This is a genomic window from Pararobbsia alpina, from assembly GCF_902859895.1.
Classification (GTDB): Bacteria; Pseudomonadota; Gammaproteobacteria; order Burkholderiales; family Burkholderiaceae; genus Pararobbsia; species Pararobbsia alpina.
In genome coordinates, this window is sequence record NZ_CADIKM010000060.1 from 1 (window position 1) to 20175 (window position 20175).

A 20175-nucleotide genomic window follows, 5' to 3' on the forward strand; every position below is an offset into this window, starting at 1 on the left:
ATCCGAGAGTAAACGCGAGTTCGCGCCGGTTTACAACCCTTTGTGACCAGATTTCTTCAAGCTCCGACTACACATAGTCGATGCCCGCCTTCACTTCTGTATAACGAGATGCCCTAAGAAGCCCCGGTGCGCAAATGATATTAATGTGCGGGGGTTTGTGACAGAAATATGTAGAATATAAATTCTTGACACTTTAGACGCACGGAAATAGCTATTGCGCTGGCCGAGGTGGGCCGTTGGAGTAGCGACGTTCCGGCAGTACGCAAAATGGTCCATCACGGAAACGCGGCCTCCTCTTCTTCCGAGAACGGAAATGTTGACCACACCGGAAGAAAGAGCATTGCCCTATTGACCATGCATAAGGCGGCAAGCACTTATGTGGGATCGGTTCTAAGGCGCCTTTTCGAACGCTGTGACTATCGCGCGGAAGACATTGCTGCCGAAGCGTTCGAAGCCGGTACCGATGAAGTCTCTTACATTCAGCGACATCTTTCGCGTCTGGGTCAGCCCAACACCTTTTTTGGTCCGTTTCGGACCGAAAGTGCCGTTCCGGTTTCCTCTGTCGTCTCGGTGCGTCCCATCATTCATATCCGCGATCCAAGAGACTGCGTCGTTTCACTTTACTATTCGCTGGCGTATAGCCACGTGGAGCCTGGACCGGGACCCATTCGGGATCAATTTCTTGCGGATCGACGTCAGTTCCAGCAAATGGGCATCGACGATTTTTGCTTTGAAGGACTCAGGCGGGGCTACGACGCACTGGGAATAATGCGGCGCGGCGCCGAAGCGCGACCCGACGCCGTACTTTCGCGATACGAGGATATGGTCACCGATTTTCCGAATTGGTTGGAGAGACTAGCGGGAAGTGTCGATATCACAGTTGACAAGGATATCCTTGACACGTTTTGCGCTAGCACCGGCTTTAACGTAGTTGAGGACCCACTGCAACACAAACGGCAAGTGATACCGGGTGATCATCGTCGGAAACTCCGACAGAATACGCAGGATGCTTTAACAGAAGCGTTTAAAGATGATCTTAGCTTTTTTGGCTATACAAGATGAAGAACGTACGGTACTAGGATCCAAGACGAATGATTAGATCTGACTTCGTGATCGCGAGGATCGTTTCGTATGTAAGGGAGTGTTTTCAAGACGTACGGCAACTAGTTGATTCGACGCGGTTTCAGATGACATCGGTGTTTATTCGGGAGGAGCTTACCCTTGCAATATGTGATTGATACCCGGTGTGAGTGACGGGCCACTCGATTGATATCATGTGCATGTACGCACGGAAGCGCGCGGTCGTGGTGAATGGTCCGGACCAGGACGCATCTGCCTTGATGCCGAGGTTGAACCCCCGCGCGTTACCACGACCCAGCGCCGCAAATCTGGCCAAGCGTCAAAGTCTTGACGCTCGGCTACCGGTTCTGACCGTCATTGCCGGGTCAGCGAGGCCGATACGGCCTTCACTGGCCCGGAACTCACGAGTGTTGCCAAGAGAGGGGCCAAGTGTTGCGCAACCAGAGCGCTTCCATAGACGCTCAGGTGGTTTTCGTTTCGATATAGGAAATGGTGATTCCTTGAGAGATAGCACCTATCTGAGTCGCAAAAATACTGGCGCGCGTCGAACACGATCAAATCGGGGTGCGCTTGCTTCAGGCGGTTCACCATAGCATTCTCACTGCCTAAACCTGCCTCGAATTTAGACCGTGACATAGAACAGTCGGAGTACGCGCGCAACGGATTGCCGATGGCGCAGTAGGTCCGCATGTCATCTTCGATGTACGGAGTATCGGGTACGAACACTACCTTCAAATGCCGAGCCTCAAGGTAGCTGATGGTTCGCGACAGGCCCCTGAAGATTAGCTCCGTTCTGTCAAGGCCCGCATCGCTAGGAATCTTCGATGTGAAATCAATCTCGCCCCACGTGTCTTTGAAAGCCTGTGTGGGGTTGCCGCCGTCGAGATTCTCTTTCCACCACCCCGATATCACAATTACCTTTATCGACGGGTAGTCTTCAAGTACCCGCCTGTTGAAAGAGAAATTGTCTCTATTCGTGCAGGCATACGCTGCCTGATTCTTTGCAACCGATAGCTTTACCCCGTCGAGCGGTAGGCATGTGTTCACGTTGATGATCTTTGGGCTCACCGGGTTCGCTGCAAGACCGGGATAAAAGTGGTTCACATGACTGTCGCCTAGCAACATGACCTCGGGGTGGTCGCTGTTCATCATGCACGGTTCCACAGCGTAGCGGCGGGTGCAGTTTGCAGACGTCCAGTAATTGTAGTTGAGCGCTGTAGTCAGGTCCCTGTTGGCACGCGCGACAGTACGAAACTCCAAGCCATCCCGATGGTAGGTATTGATGCCGGCATAGCCAATCGCCAGGGTCAACGTACACAGTGACGCGACCTTGAGGCCGACGAGGCCCCTTCGACGAATGGGCATCTCGACAATTCTGTAGGTCAGCCATGATAGAAGTAGGCTGACGAGAACGACTCCCACCCGCGCAACGGAAGGCGGGGTGCCCGCATAGCCGATGCGCGCGAAGACAAGCAGCGGCCAGTGCCACAGGTAAAGCGGAAAGCTGATCAACCCGACCAATACCGCTATGCGGTTCGACAGCACCACCCTGTTCAGCCAGGCGGTCGGGCCGGCCGAGATCAGTAGCGCGGCGCCAACAGTCGGCAGAAGCGCCCACCATCCGGGGAATCGACTTGATCCGTTGATACGAAATTCGGCGATGATCAGCAGCGCAATCCCGGCCGCAGACAACGCATTGGCACGCAGAGTGGTTGGGAACGATCGTGCACGCATCATGACGCACGCCAGCAGCGCGCCTACCAGCAACTCCCAAGCTCGACTATGTGGCAAATAGAAGGCCGAGACCGCATCGCTATGCGTAAGGTGTACGTCGAAGCCAAATGAGGCGATGGCTATCAGCGCCGCGAGAAGCCAGAACCGGCCCTTGGTCCGATACACCCCATACGCCAGCAATGGCCAGAAGATATAGAACTGCTCTTCGATTCCAAGCGACCAAAGGTGCAGCAGAGGTTTCAGGTCGGCCGAGGTGTCGAAATAGCCGGTCTCCCCCAGTAGCACGAAATTGGAGGCGAACCCCGCGCCGCCAGCTATGTGCTGTCCAAGGCGCTTGAAGTCGTCTGGTAGCGAGAAAAACCACCCCACCGCATAGGTGAACGCGAGCACGAGAAACAGCGCGGGGAAGATTCTCTTTACGCGTCGACCGTAGAAACCAGCAAAGGTGAACGTTCCGGCTTCTAGACCTTTGAAAATGATGGATGATATGAGGTAGCCCGATATCACAAAGAAAATGTCGACGCCGATGAAGCCGGCCGGCAGAAGCGCGGGGAACGCGTGGTACATGAGGACGGACAACACTGCGATCGCTCGCAGCCCGTCGATGTCTTTTCGATACGCTATGGATTCCAAGTTTTAGATAGTGTTGTTTTGGGCCGATGCGGATCATATCCCATTCCGTCGGCAAAATTGATTGGGGCGGCGTGATGGCGCATAGCCCGTCAGGGAGCATCCGGGGGAGGGTGTGAGAACGTCCATGCGCTGCCCGTCTCATAAGCTACGCAATGATCTGCCGGCATCGACCAGAGTCTCGATGAACTCAGGATGGAAGCGTTGAGCAATGGAATTTCGACTGGAGTGATCGGGTTTCCTTCAGCGTCCTGCGTTCGCATCATCGGTTAAATAATTTCAACGACAACACGAGTATCAATGACCCACCCGCTCTCGAGTGAGGCTTCTGCGACGGTGAAGTCCGCCGGGATCTCGTGGTCACCGCGCTCGCGCGCGCGGCCGACGCTTGCGTCGGGGCTTTTCCTTGCCCGACGGCATCCCGAGTGGCGCACCTCTCCATCCCGGCATATCTGCGGGAATCCACCAGCCTTCAAAAGGCTTACACTTAGGTATCTTTATTACTCTGGCTGGAATTTTGCCAGACTCAGCAACCGTCGCAAGAACACCATGGAGAGTGTTATGGCGCAGCCGATTAACCTCAAAAATTGCGTTCTGCTAGCCGATCTTTCTGTTTTGATGGTCGAGCATACAGAGAGCGACTATCCAATGACCCATCTTCTTCCAGGGACATTTCTTCACCTTTCGCACCTTGAGCTTTTGCGTCGATTCGCGGTAAAGCATGGCTACTCGACCCCAAACACCGCCGGCTGGCATGCAATGCAGATATACCAGACCTATATCACCGACGCTCGGAGCGAGGTTGGCGTAATCGAGGGCATGCTTAAGGAGAGGTTCGTGGTGCAAGCCGGCGAACTTTCCGAGCAGCCTGATGGTGGCAAACCCAATCCAGAGAATGGTCCATGTACTGACGCCGGGACTCCTATTCAGACGTAAGAAGCCGAAGCCAACATCGGCGGATCAGTCCACGACAAAGGTTGCGATGGTCTCTGGCTACAGAAAGGTCGCCGCATCGTGCAGTTCACCGCGCCCGCCGTCGAAGCCGGTGCCACGGGCGACCTCAATTCCTGGCCGTCCTGGCACCTGGATTACGCGTGGCTTGCCACTACGTGTCAGCAAGCACCCAACAATTGCGTGCCTGTTGACAGCGCTGATCATCTCATCAACCGGATCGGCGAGTTGCTTAGTCCAAGATCGACCTTTGCCCAGCGTCCCCCTAAAGGCCTAGGTTTTTGCTAGGCAGCGGCTTAAAGCAAGTTTCGTTGGCCGTAAAGGGTCGGGAATCTCGATCAAATTCTTCCCGTACCTACGCGCGCCGTGTGGCATTTGCGCCCGCTTAATACAGTTTAACGCGGGAAAACAATCAGCCTCCCGCCGCTGTCTTAGGAATATCTTGAGTGGCCTGAATCACTTCCATTTTTATAAAGCCAATACCGAGCTTTCGAGTGTCATTGCCGAGCCTTAAATCTTTCGGAGAACTGGCGAAGGGGATGTTAACGTAGATTGAGTCAACGGAGCCGACCTGGTTAAAAAATAATATTCGCTCCTCTGGGGTTGGGCCCAATGCAAATGGAACCTCAACTGATCCAGCGCGGGCCGCGAATTTGCTGCCTATATTTTTCCCAAAGGCCTGTGCCGTGATACGCAGCCTGAAGCTCTCCGGGAGCGGCTTTGAGAATCTAAATTTGACGACCGGTCCGTTGGACCACGTTCCCCACGCCTCCGGGGTCGATAGGCCGGTGACGCTAGCAATCACGCCCGGCCACGAATTTTCTCTAAAATCAATCGAATTTGAACACGCCACGCAAAACAGGGAGAATCCGCTCAAATTAATACTGAAGAAATTATTATCTGGAATCTTGCGATCACCAATCAACAACACCCATTTTGCTCCAGGGGAATCCCTCAAAAAATCGTACTGCCGTCCTTCAGGCAGTATCAGCGGCAAAGCGCTGGCATTGCTCACATAAAATAGGGATCGATACACACCACCAGAATCGGCTCCGACGACCACCAATCTCGCTAAATCCGCATCGGCCAAGTAATTTTTGGCAAAAATTCCTGCGTTGTCATATGAGTCGCTGGCAGAGTGGTACCCAAGTTCTTGATTGATATTGGCGCTGGACCACGCTGTCATCAGCGGCATAAAAGCAAAAAGAAAGATCCGGATGCCGCCCGTTGGCGAATAGGCCCAGAATAAGACAGAGATCAGGGCTAAGCCGTTTAGAAAATAAAATTTAAACGGCACAGAAGTCGCGCCACGTAGCTCGGGACTGTCTACGAGTTTTGGCGTAAATTGCTCAAATCTCGACATCACAATGAACAGAATGACAAGTACAACAGTCGCCGCCAGTAGAGTTCGGTGTCGCGTCGTCCACGTAAAGCTATCTGAGGCCAGTTGAGATGCTGCGACTATCAGAAAAAGAGGAAAAGAAAAATTATAATACCTCATATGCAGGCGGGTAATTGTCTCCTCAGGAGTGGATCCAGCTACCGATGCGGTGAATATTGCCGCGACGCAAACCAAGCTTCCGATAACAAAAAAAGAGTAAATCATCATTTTTGCACTTTCGGTCCTTTCAAGTGCGGAGCGAGCGCGATTCGAAAAAAAGCCACTCATCACTAGCAGAGGAACTGCGTACATTAACGCTAGCGCGAGTGCGTGTCCCTCAAGGCTTTTTAAGGCAAGCGGGAGGATGCTAATGCTATGTGATAAATAAGACGTTGCGGATGAGGCGATAGCCGTATAAGCCGTTCCGAAGATGGATAATCCAGATTTTCCCGCGAAATAATAGCCAATGGAAAACTTGACGGCGAACGTAGCGATCACCATCAGGAAGATTTTCAATGCCCATTCCCGTATCCTCGACGGCCCTGTCTGAATATAGAATGCGTATAAAATTAATGCCGGAAGCAGAAAAAGAGCGTGTGGCTTAACTAACGAAGAAAGTCCCCAAAGAACCCCGACTTCTACCCAGATGATGCGCCCCGATGACCCCGATAGCCGCAAGGAAAACCAGGTTACGATCCAAAAAGAAAGAAAATAAAGAGACTCCGGCATGAAATATGCCGTATAGCTATTGATTGGCCCAAGCAACGATATTGCAGCAACATAAAATGCGAGCCCTCGTCCGCACAATCGCTTGGCCACCAGATATATAAACGGGGCGGAAGCTAGAAAAAACATTATATTCAAAATGCGCGCACAACTTAAAAACTCGTTTCCGCAAGTATTTGTTATTCGATAAATCGCGAGAAACAAATACCCAGGTATTGTTGACTTGGAAAACGGCAACAGCCTAGATGCTGTGCTATAGATATATTCATCTCCGAAGACAACTGGGTGCAGGCCCGCCACCTTAAAGTGAAGGACGATGAACAAAACAACAATTGCGGTAACCGCGCAACCGGTTTGGAGATCATAAGGCGATATTTTTTTTGTCATGCTTCTTCAGAAATATATGTCGGATTGATGCCTAAAATTTCATTCGACCGAAGTCAGGCTTCTATGGAAATAGCCTAATTTTTAGAGACCTAATTCATTCGGGGCGGCAGAAAAAGCATTCAGAACCGAATGCCTCGCGTCTGAAGCCCCTAGCAATGCCATAATTTAGCACGGGGCTGTCATCAACCCGGCCACACATATTACGGCAAAACGACGGAGATCAGCCAAGTTGCATCATAAAAGCAACCTTAGATGGTACAAAATGTGGCGCGGCATCGAAATCTCCCTCGAGCCCTTGACTAGGTTTTCCGTGCTCAGGGAAATTTAACTTGCGGAGCCGTAGGCCAAACCGCCCGGGCTAGCTATAATAAACCGCCTCACTCGCCACTGCTCTTGGGAACTCTGCGGGCTACCTCCGGCGGCCTTTTGCGTGTCCTCCGCTAGGCTTCTCGCAGGGCGCGCTACGGTCTCACAGTAAAGAGCATTGACGTAGCTGGCATTTAAATCCAAGGATACTTTTAGCGGCATCCTAATCTTCCTCCTCGCCAATGGAGGACAGGAGCCCGCCGGACAATCGATCGCTCAATTACCATGAAGCCTGCCATCGTTACATCACTACTCATCTGCGTTCTGGGCATCTCAGCCGGCCAGATCCTATTCAAGCAGGCGGCCTTGTTCGGATCAACTAAACACGGCTTGATTGAAGCGTGGGTACTCAGTCCCTGGATTTGGATCGCGGGTGCAGTATACTTCGTCGCAACAGTTCTATGGATCTACGTACTTAGGTTCGCGCCTTTATCGGTGGCGTATCCATTCATGGCATTGGCATTCGTGCTTGTCCCGATAGCGTCCCGCCTGGTCTTTGGGGACCATCTCCGTCCCATGCAAATGTTTGGGGCACTCGTAATCATGGGCGGCGTCGCGCTAACATCTCTATGAAAAATGACAACGATATTTGGGTTGTGATCCCAGCCTACAACGAAGCGTCTGTGGTGGCCGATGTCGCAAGCGTCGTCTGCCAGCACTATGAAAACGTTGTCGTCGTAGACGACGGGTCGTCCGATGAAACCGCCCAAGCTGTATTGACGACACGGGCGTGGCTGCTACAGCATCCGATCAACCTCGGCCAGGGGGCAGCCCTTCAAACCGGCATCACATTCGCCAGGCAGCGCGGCGCCTGCTATATCGCGACGTTCGATGCGGATGGACAACATGACATCCATGACATCGCGGGCATGGCCCATCTAGCCGCGCAAAGCGGTCTAGATGTGGTTCTCGGCAGTCGCTTCCTTGGAAGCGCAATCAACATGCCGATTCGCAGGCGACTCCTGCTGAAGGCGGCGATCCTTTTCACTCAGATTACTACCGGCCTTCGTCTGACTGATGCGCATAATGGCCTGAGGCTATTCTCACGTACCGCGACACAGAAACTCACGATTACGCACAATGGCATGGCCCACGCGTCCGAGATTCTTGAGGAAATCAGCCGGATCGGCCTTCGCTACCAAGAATATCCGAACACGGTTCGCTATACCGCCTATTCCCTAGAGAAGGGGCAAAAGGCATCTAACTCAATGCGCATCGTCTTAGAACTACTACTTGATAGATTTGTAAAATGATATCTCAGATTTTCTTTTCCTTCCTTCTGATGGCGCTATGCGTTTATGTCGTTGCTAATAAGACTATAGCGACTTGGCTAAAGCGCCTATCGTTCGCCGGCTTTGTCGTGGCGCTTGTCTTCGTATGGTGGCAACAAGGCGCAGTCGACCTCGCAAAATTTTTCGAAATAGGGCGAGGTGTGGATTTGTTTACCTACGTGGCCCTCATTGGCATATCCTTCTTGCTGCTCAGTACGCAGGGAAAGATTCGCAAGCTCGAGCGGATGACTACCGATCTCGCCCGCCACTTGGCCATACAAGGCGCCACTAAGGAAGGAAGCGGGGCCGGGCAACGTGCGCAGGATTAACTCGTCCGCCGGCACTTCGGTGGCCGTAAGTATTTTTGCGCCATTGAAGTAAGCAATAATGGCCGCCTCAGTTGAATCCGCAAACTGAACGTTGAGAATAGAAGGCGTGTCGGAAATTCCGTTTAAGACTGACTTATCAAGCGCAGAATGCGGCAAATCAGCACGCTGGAGATTGGCGTACTAATTCTTCTCCATTTTGTAGAGATGGTGAGCAACCATCGCGTGCATCATCTCGGAAAAGGAGGTCGTGGGGATCCAACCAAGGCGATGACGCGCCTTTGATGGATTTGCGACCGTTGCACCGGTCTCCGTTGGTCTTAGAAGCCTCTCGTCGGTTTCAACGTACCTTTCCCACTCAAGGCCAACGCTTGAAAACGCAATTTCGCACATGTCGCGAATTGAATGCAATATTCCGGTGCCGATCACATAGTCTTGCGGCACATCTTCTTGAAGCATTAACCACATTGCGTGCACATAGTCGCCGGCGAAACCCCAATCGCGCTGGATATTCAAATCACCCAACCATAATTTTCTTTCCTTTACGATTGGCTCCCCCAACTCACTGAGCAAGGGTGAATTCGTCAATCCCAATTTCAGGCACGCCGCGCCATAAGCAATCTTTTGACTTATGAAATTCATGCCTCGCCGCGGACTCTCATGATTGAAGAGAATCCCCGTAGCGATGAAAAGATTGAAATTTCGCCGATAGATCGTCGCCATCTGATGGGCATAAACCTTGGCAACGGCATATGGATTGACCGGACTAAAAAGAGTGCTTTCGTCCTGGGGGAATGTCAGGGGACGACCGAACATCTCAGACGAGGAGGCCTGATAGATGCGAGCCTTCGGACACTCCTGCAACGCGAGCTCGTACAATCGATGGGCACCCATCGCTGTCACTTCGCCGGTATACAGGGATCGCTGCCATGATTCCCCCGGGCGCGATTGGGCGCCCAAATTATAAATTTCGTCCGGTCGATGAGACCGAATCACATGTTGCAGGCCTTGTACGTCCGATAAATCGCACGCGACCAACTCAAGTCGGTCATCAACGATTCCTAGTGTCGTTGGCAGAAGACTTTGTCGCGATAATCCGATGACGGAATAGCCTTTTTCGAGCAGTAGTTCCGCGAGATAACGCCCATCCTGGCCAGATACTCCAGTAATCAGTGCCGTCTTTTCAGATCGGAATTTACCGCGTTCCTCAGTCATTGGGTCAACTCAGAAAGAGATGTCTTGCTCGTTAAATACGTTTGTCGCCTCTAACAAGAATGAGACCGTGCGTTGCGCAGAGTCCGTATGACTTTTCGAGAAGCGAAAATTAAGTTCGGTCACCGGCTGGTCTACAGCAGGAATAACAATTCTCGATTGAACGTTCGCACTAAGATCCTGCGTCAATCTCTTTTCGCCATTGACAAAGATTTCGACGGTCTGTTTCGTCGGGGACATTCCCAGCAAGAATCCAATCCAGCCGAGAGTCTGACGCGGATTCTTAACGTATAGCTCCGGCATTACCCAATTATCCGGATAGAAGCCTCGTATACGAGCCCCCTGCCCACTTCCTAGATGGCCAGATGCGTCGGACGACGCTCTCCTCTTCCGTCGCGCCCGCAGCTTATGCAATACGACCCGCCCGAAGGCAGTCGGGGATCGTTTGCAGCGACTAGTATAAACGTAATGCATCCGTCCTAGCACCACATGCACGAACGGCTTACCACCCAATATCCGATTCAAGATTCCATGATGTTCGTGAATCTTGTGATGCCAATATCCAATGAAATAGTCTCGCCCAATATACTTGTTGTGTTTCCAGCACACGTCAAAAAGTTCGCGATAGATTTTCCCGCGCGCCGATAGTGTCTTTGTGTCTGCGTAAAGCCTGGACGATGCGAGATAGTGATCGACGTGGACAATACCCTCACCGGAAACCGCCGCGCGCAGCCAATAGTCATAATCCATGACGTAATGCAGTCGCTCATCAAACACACCGATTTTATCTTGAAGTGTGCGGCGCCAGAATGTTGCGGGCTGGCAAATGATACACTCCTCGGCCAGCGCATCCTTTGAATAAAATGCGGTCCGATAATCGCCCGTGATCTTGTCATTCTCATCGATATAGTGAGCTTTGCCGTAGATCAATGAGACTCGCTTGTGCGCTTCGAAGTAGCTGACGACCATCGCAACGGCACCGGGAAGCAGTACATCGTCAGAATTCAAATATGCCAGGATCGAGCCGCGCGCTTCCCCTAGTCCCTTGTTGATTGCATGCGTCTGCCCACGATCTTTTTCCGATACCCAATTGATTCTGTCGCCGTAGCTCTTAAGAATCTCAACCGATTCATCCGTTGATCCTCCATCCATGACGATCAATTCAATGTTCGGATAACTTTGTGTTAATACGCTTTCGATCGTACGACGTAAGAAACGCCCTTGGTTATACGAAGGCGTAATGATTGTTACAAGCGGTCCTGCAACAGCCGGACGGAGAAAGGAGTCATGGGAATTGGCGGCTCGCGTGGCCACTCGTTCGAGTGCATCGATCAGTGAGCGCGCGGACGCGTCCCAACTGTAAGCCTTAATTCGCGCGGGTCCTCGCTCAATCAAGTCTCTCCGCAATTCAGGATTTCGGACAAACCGTAGCATCGTATTCGCAATCGCGCTTACGTCGAGAGGATCGCAGGCAAGGACTGCATCGCCCCCCACTTCGGGCAGGCTCGTAGTATTACTACAGAGCACCGCGGTCCGCGCATCAAATGCCTCGAGGAGAGGCATTCCGAAGCCTTCATGCAGCGAGAAAAAAGTCATCGCCGCGCAACGCTCGAGTAGCACGCGTAACAATTCCGGACGGACAAATCCCAGGTGGTGCACGGGGGTATCGGGAAACTTCGACTTCAACGCGTCCCATCCGGCAGGATGACCCGTCAGCACCAGTTCAAACGGAGTTCCTAAATCTTTGCGGAATTGGTCGAAGGCCGCGAGAAGTCGTTCATGATTCTTGTGGGGCCAAAGGTTGGCGGGAAAAAGGAAAAACGGAGCTTGAGGGATCGATTCCAGCTCTTCTTTCGAACACGAACCCGCGGCGTCGCCCAAATGGGCGTCCTGCAGTGCGGGTGGCATGAGAAAGATGTCCTTTACCTCGGTCTTAGGGTGAGCCCTTAGCGTTCCGCGTGCGTACTCAGAAATGGTTCCTATAGCACCAGCTTCACTCAACGCCAGATCGAAAGCGGCGCGACGAGACCGCAGTACCTCTTCCTCGAAAAACTCCGGGAATATCTCGTGCTGGATATCGGGAATCTGAAAAACTGTTCGTTTCAGCGGAAACGCCAAGTTTGATTCGGCGGGGAATCCCCGGAAGAGCACGTCCACGCCATGCTTCGAGCAAAGCGCATCCACGTCGGCATAAAACGACGTGAGTGGAAGCGTGTGGAAACGTACGTTGGGGCGATCAGCATCAAGCAGTAAACGATTGAACGCTGTGCAAAAAACATGAAACGTATGCTCGGGTGCCAGCGCAGTTGCCCGGTCAAGCACTCCCTTCAACAGTTGGGTCAGCCCGCCTGTTTGGCCTAGGACTATCTGCCTCAGTTCGACTCCGATGTTCATGTACGGCGCTCCGTCGTTTTAAGCGGGAAGCCATCTGGGCCCGCATTAAAGCGTGAGAAACCGGCCGACGTCGCCTGCCAAAGCTTCCGGATGGCGACATCGACATCCGCGGACAGCAAATCCGGGTTTGCTGCACGAAATCGCAGCAGTTCGTCGAAGAAGTAACAAAGAACACCGGGCGTCATCTCGCGGCCTGAATACTTGCTCGAGATCTGCCTGAGTTCTTCAATCCGCGAAAAAGAACCAGTCGACGTCTTAGTGCTTTCGTACTCACGTGACGCAGACAATACCGCCTGGATGGGGACCGGCGCACCACGCGCGGACAGGCGCATCCACAAGTCGGAATCCATACCGAAGTGAAGCGATTCATCTAGCCCGCCACATTGTTCGAATGACTTTCTGTCGATGAACGTCGAGGGTTGCAGGATGTAGTTCAACCCAAGAAGCAACGCCTGGCGATCAAATCGAACCTTGCCGTTAGGCGTAAACCCACCTTTTACCTTCCTTCCTGCATCCACGCGTATGCCATCACCAAAATAAAACGGAGCTCCCGGCGCGGCAGACCAAGCGGCAGCCACCTCGGCAAACGCACCCGGCAAAAAGTAATCGTCGGCATTCATCCATACCAACAAATCTCCAGTTGCCTTTGCAAACCCCTTATTGATCGCATGACTTTGTCCGCGATCCGGTTCGCTTACCCAGTAGGTCAATCGGCTCTCATATCGCCTCACAACCTCAACCGTGGAGTCCGTGGAAGCTCCATCGATTACGATGTACTCAAGGTTGGGGTAATTCTGGCCGAGCACTGACTCCATACAGTCTTTCAGGAACGAAGCCATGTTTCTGCATGGAGTGATGACACTAATTTTGGGATTCATGGTGCTCCGTGCTGCGCGTCTAACAAAAGAGAGAGGCCATCAATGCCGCTACGTATTCGTCACGAGACCGACCGGCGCGAAGACCGCGATAGTGGCTACAGAAACCGCTTAATACCTTTGAGCCTTTCGACGAGTCGATCGATGACATTGAGACGAGCGGCACGATCCGCTTCGCACACTCGCAACATCTCGCTAATTTTTTGGATCAACTCACCTCGAGCAGCGTGGTCCGCTCGGAGTTCACGAAGATCCGACGCCTCCGGATACTCCAACCGATCGTACACGCCTGGCGGCAATCTGAGGCGTTGCGCCAATGCCGATTCGTCACAACGGACGTAAAACCGGCTCAAGCCATCGTAGTAGGCGAACGCGTACCCAGCCGCCAATATGCTCGGCTCCCACCTCATCCAGTTTGCAATGTCGTCGATACGGTCCCAATCGTCGATCGCGGTCGCCGGCTTGGTTGCTTCAATGACAAGCACGCGGGGTCGATGACGAGCGAGATCAAGTCCGGCAAGGACCATCGCCTCGGCCCCCTCAACGTCGATCTTTAGAAAATCGATCACGGAAGGCGCGTGCTGTTCAATCACGTCGTCCAGCCTCAACACTTGAACGTCGTATTCTTCAACCGGAAGTTCGCGGCGACGCAGCTCGGCTGCCTGGTCGGGATCCATCGTCGAAAGGGCCGTGTCGGTGGCACACTCATAAAAGCGGAGAGACCCCGATCGGTCAGACAGCGCAACATTGAGGTTCACGTCGCGCGCTCGGGTCTCTTGGAATCCCTGCCAGTTCCGTCTGATCGGCTCTACGTTAACGCCCCGCCAACCCCGGTCATAGAAGTACTTTGTGACGGAATGTATCTCAGGGTGCCAAGCGCCCACGTCGATGTAGAAGCCTTCCGTCTGATTCGCGAACAGCCTTGCCAGCATTACGTCTTCGAAATTTTGGGCGTAAGTCAGCATGAAATAGTTGCCTGGAGGCGTTGTGCGTGGTCAATCGCGCAGTATAAGCGACGGGTCAACGGACAGTCGAGAATAGGGCAACGGTAGCGCCCCGCTCGAAGGCCTACCACGGTCGGACGACGTGTCGCGGATGCTACAATCAACGCAGTACGTGCGCCGTATCGAGGGCGCCGTTTTCCTCTCACATACTGGCACTCATCGCCCAATCACATGGCTCTTCATCCCGTTATCCTGTCGGGTGGATCGGGTACGCGCCTCTGGCCCGTCTCCCGTGAACTACATCCTAAACCCTTTATCCGACTGGCCGACGGCGAGACGCTGCTGCAAAAGGCGTTTGTACGCGCAGCCTCCTTGGACGATGTAGCCGACGTACTGACGGTCACGAACCGTGAGCTCTTCTTCAAGACTTCGGACGATTTCGAAGCGTTGCCGCAAGCAAGAAGCTTGACGAAGAACTATATCCTCGAGCCGTTTGGCCGGAACACAGCCCCCGCGGTTGCGATCGCGGCGCAGTACATCGCAGCGAGCTACGGTGACGATGCCGTGATGTTGGTTTTGCCCGCAGATCACATCGTCAACGACCAGCGAGGATTCGCAGAGGCGGTGCGCGAGGCCCATGCCTTGGCGCTCGATGGACGCATTGTTGTGTTCGGCGTCAAGCCCCATTCCCCTGAAACCGGGTATGGGTACATCGAAGCGGACCACAACGTCGTCAAGCGTTTTGTTGAAAAGCCGACGATAGACAAGGCCAACGAATACCTCGCGTCCGGGCGTTTCCTATGGAATGCCGGAATGTTCTGCTTCAAGGCAGGCGTAGTGCTCGCTGAGTTGGCCAAGCATTCGGCAGATCTCGCGTCCACTGCCAATGATTGCTACAGCGCGGCTAAAACATTGAGCGGAAGTGACTTCAACCAACTGCTACTAGACGCAGAGACCTTCGAACAGGTGCCGGATATTTCGGTTGACTATGCGCTGGCAGAAAAATCGACGGTCCTTGCCGTCGTCCCGTGTGACATCGGTTGGAGTGACGTTGGGTCCTGGAGCGCAATCAGTGATCTCTCGCAACCGGACGCTGAAGGCAACCGTGTCGTCGGCGACGTGCTGATTCATGGTTCTTCGAACTGTTTTGTCCAGGTTGAAGAACAACGTGTTGCCGGTCTAGTAGGCGTGCGTGACCTTATCGTGATCGACACACCAGATGCCCTGTTGGTCGCAGATCGCTCGCGTTCGCAAGACGTGAAGCACATCGTTGCACAGCTGAAATTGCGCAATCATGACGCTTACCGTCTACACCGTGAAGTGCATCGCCCATGGGGAACCTATACGGTCCTCGAAGAAGGCAGCCGCTTCAAGATCAAACGCATCGTCGTTAAGCCAGGCGCGTCACTGTCGCTACAGATGCATCACCATCGAAGCGAGCATTGGATTGTCGTAAGCGGAACGGCAAAGGTTGTCAACGGTGACAACGAGCTGCTGATCTACACGAACGAATCGACCTTTATTCCCGCGGGTCATCGGCATAGGCTCGAGAATCCTGGCGTCATCAAGCTTGTGCTGATCGAGGTCCAAAGCGGCGAGTATCTCGGCGAAGACGACATCGTTCGCTTCAATGATCGCTACGGGCGCGTTGAGGGCGGGACTCCGACGTCTTAAGCGAGAATTCTAGAAATGGGACATATCGGATTTTCGAGCACCACGGTGCGTCAAGGTTAAGGCTCCCATGAGAGGATTTAGTCAATTTTGCTGGCTGGGTTTCACGCTGGCTCGACGCGACATCGAGCAGCGCTATCGAGGCACAGCACTTGGGTTTGCGTGGCCTTTCGCAAATGCCGCGCTGCTGCTTGGTGTCTTTTCACTTGTGTTTTCGGTCATCTTGCGAGTGAGGTGGGGCGGGGCGCTTGGCAATAGCGCTCTGATGATCTTCGCGGGCCTTGTGCCGTTTCTGTTCATTGCCGAGGTCCTCACACGCTCCTCGCTGTGCGTGATTGCGGTACCGAATTTCGTCAAGAAGGTGCGATTTCCTCTTGCACTGTTGCCAATCGTGCTGGTGGCTAGTGCACTCGTAATTGCAGCAATCAACACCCTGATTTTGTGCATCGCGGCGCTTGCGACGTTGCATTCGCTTCCATGGCAAGCGTTACTGCTTCCGTTAGTTTTCGTTCCGATGGTCTTGTTCGCGGTCGGCCTTGCCATGTTCTTAGGGTCGCTCGGCGTGTTTTTTCGAGACCTCGCACAGGTTATGCCGCTGTTCGCACAAGTTCTCATGTATCTCGCACCGGTATGCTATCCGCGGACTATTGTTCCCGCCCGTTTCGGTCGGTATATCGATCTAAATCCACTGACATGGTTCGTTGAAACGATTCGGGCGCTGCTGTTCGGCGGTGACATCCCCCCCCTGTGGCAATGGATCGCACAGACGGTAGTTTGGCTCTGCTTCGCCGGCTTGGGGTACTCATTTTTTCATCGCACGCGACGCATGTTCGCTGATCTCCTTTGACGAAAGATATGACCACTACGACTGCTCGTACGCTTGAAGAATTTCGAGCGCAACTTCAACCACAGCTTGCCGACCTGGTCGTGGTTGATGTTGGCGCTCACGGCGCTGAAGACGGAGATGTCTACGCCGCCGCCTTATCCGAACGAGACCTCGTGGTGGGTTTTGAGCCCAATGCGGAAGAGTGTGCGCGATTGAACAAAGCATCGACTCACCGCAGATACTTTCCCCATGCTATCGGGGACGGGAAACCCGGCGAATTTCGAATTTGCAGTTACCCGCTCACCTCATCCTTGTTTGAACCGAATATCTCGTTACTCGAGCAATACGAGAACCTTGCTGAATTGTGTGCGGTTGTTGGTCGTGAACCGATCGAGACGCGAAGGCTTGACGATATTGAAGAACTAAGAAGGGATATTGATTTCCTGAAACTTGATATTCAGGGGGGGACGCTCGCGGCACTTTCAGGAGCGGAACGGATGCTGAGCAGAACACTGATCGTGCATGCCGAGACAGAATTCGCACCGATCTATGAAGGAGAACCCCTTTTTTCCGAGTGCGAGCGCTTTCTCCGCGATCGCGGCTTCATGTTCCACCACTTTCACAGCAAAGAAGGCAGACGAGTGCTGGCCAACGGCAGCGCTGTGGGTCTAGCCCCGAGCCAATCTCTTTGGGCGGACTCGGTCTTCGTCCCGTCATTTGAACGACTGAAATCGCTGACGGCAAACCAGCTAGTGCGCTTCGGCTGGTTGATGCATACGGTCTATTCGGCCGCAGATTTCGCTATGCTGGGATTTTCGTTGGCCGCGAAAGCCGGCGGTCCAGACTATGCGCCCGCCTACAGGGAAATGCTGGCTGCCACCAACGCGCTGAGCGCACCCTCGGGTGGCGCAGCATGAGCAAAGACTCCACTGACGACGCGCGCGGCACCTCCGAGCCGGTGCTCATAGCTCGAAACGTCACGAAGAGATACCCGTTGTTCAACAGTCCCGGACATAGACTGTCAACGGCTTTGTTCGGACGCTTCATGAAGCGTCCGACGGAATACTCTGCGCTTGAAGATGTCAGTTTCGAGCTCGCCCGCGGTGACGCCCTCGCCGTTGTTGGCCGCAACGGTGCAGGCAAAAGCACGTTGCTGCAAATCCTATCGGGCGTTCTCGAACCAACCTCGGGCTCTGTGTCTGCACCGCGTCGGGTTGCTGGCCTTCTCGAGCTCGGTAGCGGCTTCAACCCGGAATTCTCCGGAAGAGAGAACATTTATGTCAACGCGGCGATTCTTGGCCTGACTCGCGCGGAGATTTCGGCGCGACTAGATGCCATTGTCGATTTCGCAGACATCGGCGACTACATAGATCAACCGGTTAAAACTTATTCGAGCGGCATGTTTCTTCGCCTGGCATTCAGTGTTGCGGTCAATGTTGAGCCAGAATTACTTCTAGTCGACGAAGCATTGACCGTCGGCGATGTGTTCTTCCAACAAAAGTGCTACGCCCGCCTCAACAAGATGCGCCTCAATGGCACGTCAGTGCTACTCGTCACTCATTCGATGGCAGATGCTGCGGAGTTTTGCAATCGCGGTATCGTTCTGTCACAAGGGCGCATAGTGTTCGCTGGTCGAAGCAAAGAAGCAGTCGAATACTATTTTCACCATGAAAGTCACACGCCGACGGGTCGGCGTCGCGTGGCGACAGCGGAGTTGGCACCCCTCTCGACAGAAACGGAAGCTCCTTATCCGGAGCGTGAGGAGTCCATTGATCTTTCCACGCACAAACAATTCGGTGATGGAGGGGTGGTGGCTTTGCGGATGCTTGTAACGGACAAGGACGACGAACCGCGCCGGGTCTTCACGCAGGGTGGCATCATGCGCATCTACACCGATTACAAGGTAGATAAGCCCATAGACGTACCCTTGGCCGGCGTGCAAATTCTAAACGCGAAGGGCATCTTGGTTCATGGCAAAAACTCTCTGCAATACTCGGAGGCACCACCTAAGGGTTTAGCCGCTGGCACGATCATGCGATGCGTGCAGGACATCGAACTCGGACTTGATACCGGCGAGTACACGCTCGATGTGGGGGTTGCGGACGTTGAAGATTCGCTCTTCGAGCGCCGGCACCAATTGAGCCCATCTGAAATTCATCCTCATATCAGACTTCTGTGCCACTTATCCGGTGTAGTCCGCATATCGATCGTCCACGCCGCCGAGCGTTACCCTTCGCCAGCAAGTCACTATGGCATCGCCGATCTTCCGGGTGATCAACGAATTGCTGTTCTCGCCTGCGCGGACCACGAGCTGAGCACGGCGTCCGCACAAGCTTAGACCTATATGAGCCGATCCTTTCGCCGGACACTGGGGGTTCGGCTTGGTACCTTTACGCACTACGATGGCCGGCCGTTAACCGTTCGCGCTCAACGTGGGTCGGATCATACAGCTAGCGTTGCGCCTCGAATCTCAATCGTTACCCCCGTCTACAACCAGTCCCTCTACATCGAGGCAACCCTGCAGAGCGTGTTGTCCCAGAAGTATCCGAATTTGCAATACATTGTTATGGACGGGGGGTCCAGGGACGGCACATGGGAGATAATTCAACGTTTTCAGGAACACCTCGCATTCGCTCACTCCGGGCCAGACGGCGGTCAGGCCGCTGCGATCAATGCGGGGATGCAGAAGGCGGACGGAGAAATTGTCGCGTGGCTAAACGGCGACGATGTCCTGCTGCCGGGCGCCCTGGCTTATGTAGCAGCGTTTTTTGAACGGAACGCCGAAGTCGATGTGGTCTACGGGCACCGGATTGTCATTGATGCAAACGGGCTCGATATCGGTCGCTGGGTGCTCCCGCCGCATGATGGATCTGTGTTGTCATGGATGGACTTCATACCGCAGGAAACCCTGTTCCTGCGACGAAGTGCATTCGAAAAAGTTGGGTTCCGGGTAGACGAATCGTTTCAATTCGCGCTCGACTGGGACCTTCTGCTGCGTCTGCGCGACGCTGGCGTTCGTTTCAAGCGCCTACCCCGCTACCTTGGCGGATTTCGTGTGCATGAAGCGCAGAAAACATCTGCAGCGTGGTCGCAGGATGGTGTCGCCGAGACTGAGCTTCTGCTCAGGCGTTGCCATCAGCGAATTCCCACGATGCAGGAACGAAGGTTAAGGGTTATGCCCTACATCGCAAAACATGTGTTTTTGCAGTGGGCAGACAGACTGTTTCACAGATACTAGCGGTCTTTTATCATTAAATTGTGACCGATCCCAAATCGGATACGACTCTAATCTAGGGATGGTGTTCAAAACAAGAGCATCGATTTCACACTGACAACGCCAAGCCCATCAGGCGAATTCGATGAAACGTCGAATCCAATTTCGAGGTGGTTTGCGGCATAGA

At 53.6% G+C, this 20175-nt stretch carries 16 protein-coding genes; 10 read left to right on the top strand and 6 right to left on the bottom strand.

Features of this window, described 5'->3' with window-relative positions; all coding sequences use genetic code 11:
- The first annotated feature begins 267 nt into the window (after window positions 1-267).
- Window positions 268-1062, top strand: a complete 795-nt coding sequence (locus tag HV670_RS26750) for a sulfotransferase domain-containing protein (RefSeq protein ID WP_175108007.1) — start codon at window positions 268-270, stop codon at window positions 1060-1062.
- Between the two features lie 372 nt (window positions 1063-1434).
- On the opposite strand, the gene HV670_RS26755 is transcribed toward HV670_RS26750, so the two are convergent.
- The gene (locus HV670_RS26755) at window positions 1435-3447 is read right to left on the bottom strand and encodes an acyltransferase family protein (protein ID WP_175108008.1); all 2013 of its coding nucleotides are present in this window, start codon (window positions 3445-3447) and stop codon (window positions 1435-1437) included.
- Between the two features lie 558 nt (window positions 3448-4005).
- On the opposite strand from HV670_RS26755, the gene HV670_RS26760 reads away from it, so the two are divergent.
- Window positions 4006-4380, top strand: a complete 375-nt coding sequence (locus HV670_RS26760) for a hypothetical protein (protein ID WP_175108009.1) — start codon at window positions 4006-4008, stop codon at window positions 4378-4380.
- 427 nt (window positions 4381-4807) lie between these two features.
- Here HV670_RS26760 and HV670_RS26765 read toward each other — a convergent pair whose 3' ends face one another.
- Complete coding sequence (locus HV670_RS26765; protein WP_175108010.1) at window positions 4808-6889, bottom strand: ArnT family glycosyltransferase; 2082 nt, start codon at window positions 6887-6889, stop codon at window positions 4808-4810.
- Between the two features lie 591 nt (window positions 6890-7480).
- Between HV670_RS26765 and HV670_RS32390 the strand changes: the two genes are divergently transcribed.
- From HV670_RS32390 to HV670_RS32395, 3 genes are read left to right on the top strand one after another with little or no spacing between them, the layout of a single operon-like run.
- On the top strand, window positions 7481-7828 hold the full coding sequence (locus HV670_RS32390) for an EamA family transporter (protein ID WP_175108011.1): 348 nt from the start codon (window positions 7481-7483) through the stop codon (window positions 7826-7828).
- Window positions 7825-8508 (top strand): glycosyltransferase family 2 protein, encoded by a 684-nt coding sequence (locus HV670_RS26775; RefSeq protein WP_175108012.1) that lies wholly within the window; start codon window positions 7825-7827, stop codon window positions 8506-8508. Before HV670_RS32390 ends, HV670_RS26775 begins: the two co-directional genes overlap by 4 nt.
- 29 nt (window positions 8509-8537) lie before the next feature.
- Window positions 8538-8855 (top strand): DUF2304 family protein, encoded by a 318-nt coding sequence (locus HV670_RS32395; RefSeq protein WP_425511474.1) that lies wholly within the window; start codon window positions 8538-8540, stop codon window positions 8853-8855.
- Window positions 8856-9035: 180 nt separating this feature from the next.
- On the opposite strand, the gene HV670_RS26785 is transcribed toward HV670_RS32395, so the two are convergent.
- The 4 genes from HV670_RS26785 to HV670_RS26800 all read right to left on the bottom strand — a co-directional run bounded on the left by HV670_RS26785 (window position 9036) and on the right by HV670_RS26800 (window position 14298).
- A complete protein-coding gene (locus tag HV670_RS26785; RefSeq protein WP_175108014.1) occupies window positions 9036-10067 on the bottom strand; it encodes a GDP-mannose 4,6-dehydratase in 1032 nt (343 codons plus the stop codon).
- 9 nt (window positions 10068-10076) lie between these two features.
- The gene (locus HV670_RS26790; protein ID WP_175108015.1) at window positions 10077-12458 is read right to left on the bottom strand and encodes a glycosyltransferase; all 2382 of its coding nucleotides are present in this window, start codon (window positions 12456-12458) and stop codon (window positions 10077-10079) included.
- Complete coding sequence (locus tag HV670_RS26795) at window positions 12455-13336, bottom strand: glycosyltransferase family 2 protein (RefSeq protein ID WP_175108016.1); 882 nt, start codon at window positions 13334-13336, stop codon at window positions 12455-12457. Before HV670_RS26795 ends, HV670_RS26790 begins: the two co-directional genes overlap by 4 nt.
- 95 nt (window positions 13337-13431) lie before the next feature.
- A complete protein-coding gene (locus HV670_RS26800; RefSeq protein ID WP_175108017.1) occupies window positions 13432-14298 on the bottom strand; it encodes an FkbM family methyltransferase in 867 nt (288 codons plus the stop codon).
- A 210-nt stretch (window positions 14299-14508) separates the two neighbouring features.
- Between HV670_RS26800 and HV670_RS26805 the strand changes: the two genes are divergently transcribed.
- The 5 genes from HV670_RS26805 (at window position 14509) to HV670_RS26825 (ending at window position 20012) form a co-directional block, all read left to right on the top strand.
- Complete coding sequence (locus HV670_RS26805) at window positions 14509-15951, top strand: mannose-1-phosphate guanylyltransferase/mannose-6-phosphate isomerase (RefSeq protein WP_175108018.1); 1443 nt, start codon at window positions 14509-14511, stop codon at window positions 15949-15951.
- 67 nt (window positions 15952-16018) lie between these two features.
- Window positions 16019-16795 (top strand): ABC transporter permease, encoded by a 777-nt coding sequence (locus HV670_RS26810; RefSeq protein ID WP_175108019.1) that lies wholly within the window; start codon window positions 16019-16021, stop codon window positions 16793-16795.
- A gap of 8 nt (window positions 16796-16803) precedes the next feature.
- Window positions 16804-17691, top strand: coding sequence for an FkbM family methyltransferase (locus HV670_RS26815; RefSeq protein WP_175108020.1), 888 nt, complete (start codon window positions 16804-16806; stop codon window positions 17689-17691).
- Window positions 17688-19112 (top strand): ABC transporter ATP-binding protein, encoded by a 1425-nt coding sequence (locus tag HV670_RS26820; RefSeq protein ID WP_175108021.1) that lies wholly within the window; start codon window positions 17688-17690, stop codon window positions 19110-19112. The genes HV670_RS26815 and HV670_RS26820 overlap by 4 nt, the downstream gene beginning before the upstream one ends.
- Window positions 19113-19118: 6 nt before the next feature.
- Window positions 19119-20012: a glycosyltransferase family 2 protein gene (locus tag HV670_RS26825; RefSeq protein WP_175108022.1), complete on the top strand. Its 894-nt coding sequence runs from the start codon at window positions 19119-19121 to the stop codon at window positions 20010-20012.
- The last annotated feature ends 163 nt before the right edge of the window (window positions 20013-20175 follow it).

Excerpts from the sequence above, each read along its gene's own strand:
- HV670_RS26750 (WP_175108007.1), top strand. The coding sequence starts at position 268 with ATGGTCCATCACGGAAACGCGGCCTCCTCTTCTTCCGAGAACGGAAAT.
- HV670_RS26760 (WP_175108009.1), top strand. The coding sequence starts at position 4,006 with ATGGCGCAGCCGATTAACCTCAAAAATTGCGTTCTGCTAGCCGATCTT.
- HV670_RS26765 (WP_175108010.1), bottom strand. The coding sequence starts at position 6,889 with ATGACAAAAAAAATATCGCCTTATGATCTCCAAACCGGTTGCGCGGTT.
- HV670_RS32390 (WP_175108011.1), top strand. The coding sequence starts at position 7,481 with ATGAAGCCTGCCATCGTTACATCACTACTCATCTGCGTTCTGGGCATC.
- HV670_RS26775 (WP_175108012.1), top strand. The coding sequence starts at position 7,825 with ATGAAAAATGACAACGATATTTGGGTTGTGATCCCAGCCTACAACGAA.
- HV670_RS32395 (WP_425511474.1), top strand. The coding sequence starts at position 8,538 with ATGGCGCTATGCGTTTATGTCGTTGCTAATAAGACTATAGCGACTTGG.
- HV670_RS26785 (WP_175108014.1), bottom strand. The coding sequence starts at position 10,067 with ATGACTGAGGAACGCGGTAAATTCCGATCTGAAAAGACGGCACTGATT.
- HV670_RS26790 (WP_175108015.1), bottom strand. The coding sequence starts at position 12,458 with ATGAACATCGGAGTCGAACTGAGGCAGATAGTCCTAGGCCAAACAGGC.
- HV670_RS26795 (WP_175108016.1), bottom strand. The coding sequence starts at position 13,336 with ATGAATCCCAAAATTAGTGTCATCACTCCATGCAGAAACATGGCTTCG.
- HV670_RS26800 (WP_175108017.1), bottom strand. The coding sequence starts at position 14,298 with ATGCTGACTTACGCCCAAAATTTCGAAGACGTAATGCTGGCAAGGCTG.
- HV670_RS26805 (WP_175108018.1), top strand. The coding sequence starts at position 14,509 with ATGGCTCTTCATCCCGTTATCCTGTCGGGTGGATCGGGTACGCGCCTC.
- HV670_RS26810 (WP_175108019.1), top strand. The coding sequence starts at position 16,019 with ATGAGAGGATTTAGTCAATTTTGCTGGCTGGGTTTCACGCTGGCTCGA.
- HV670_RS26815 (WP_175108020.1), top strand. The coding sequence starts at position 16,804 with ATGACCACTACGACTGCTCGTACGCTTGAAGAATTTCGAGCGCAACTT.
- HV670_RS26820 (WP_175108021.1), top strand. The coding sequence starts at position 17,688 with ATGAGCAAAGACTCCACTGACGACGCGCGCGGCACCTCCGAGCCGGTG.
- HV670_RS26825 (WP_175108022.1), top strand. The coding sequence starts at position 19,119 with ATGAGCCGATCCTTTCGCCGGACACTGGGGGTTCGGCTTGGTACCTTT.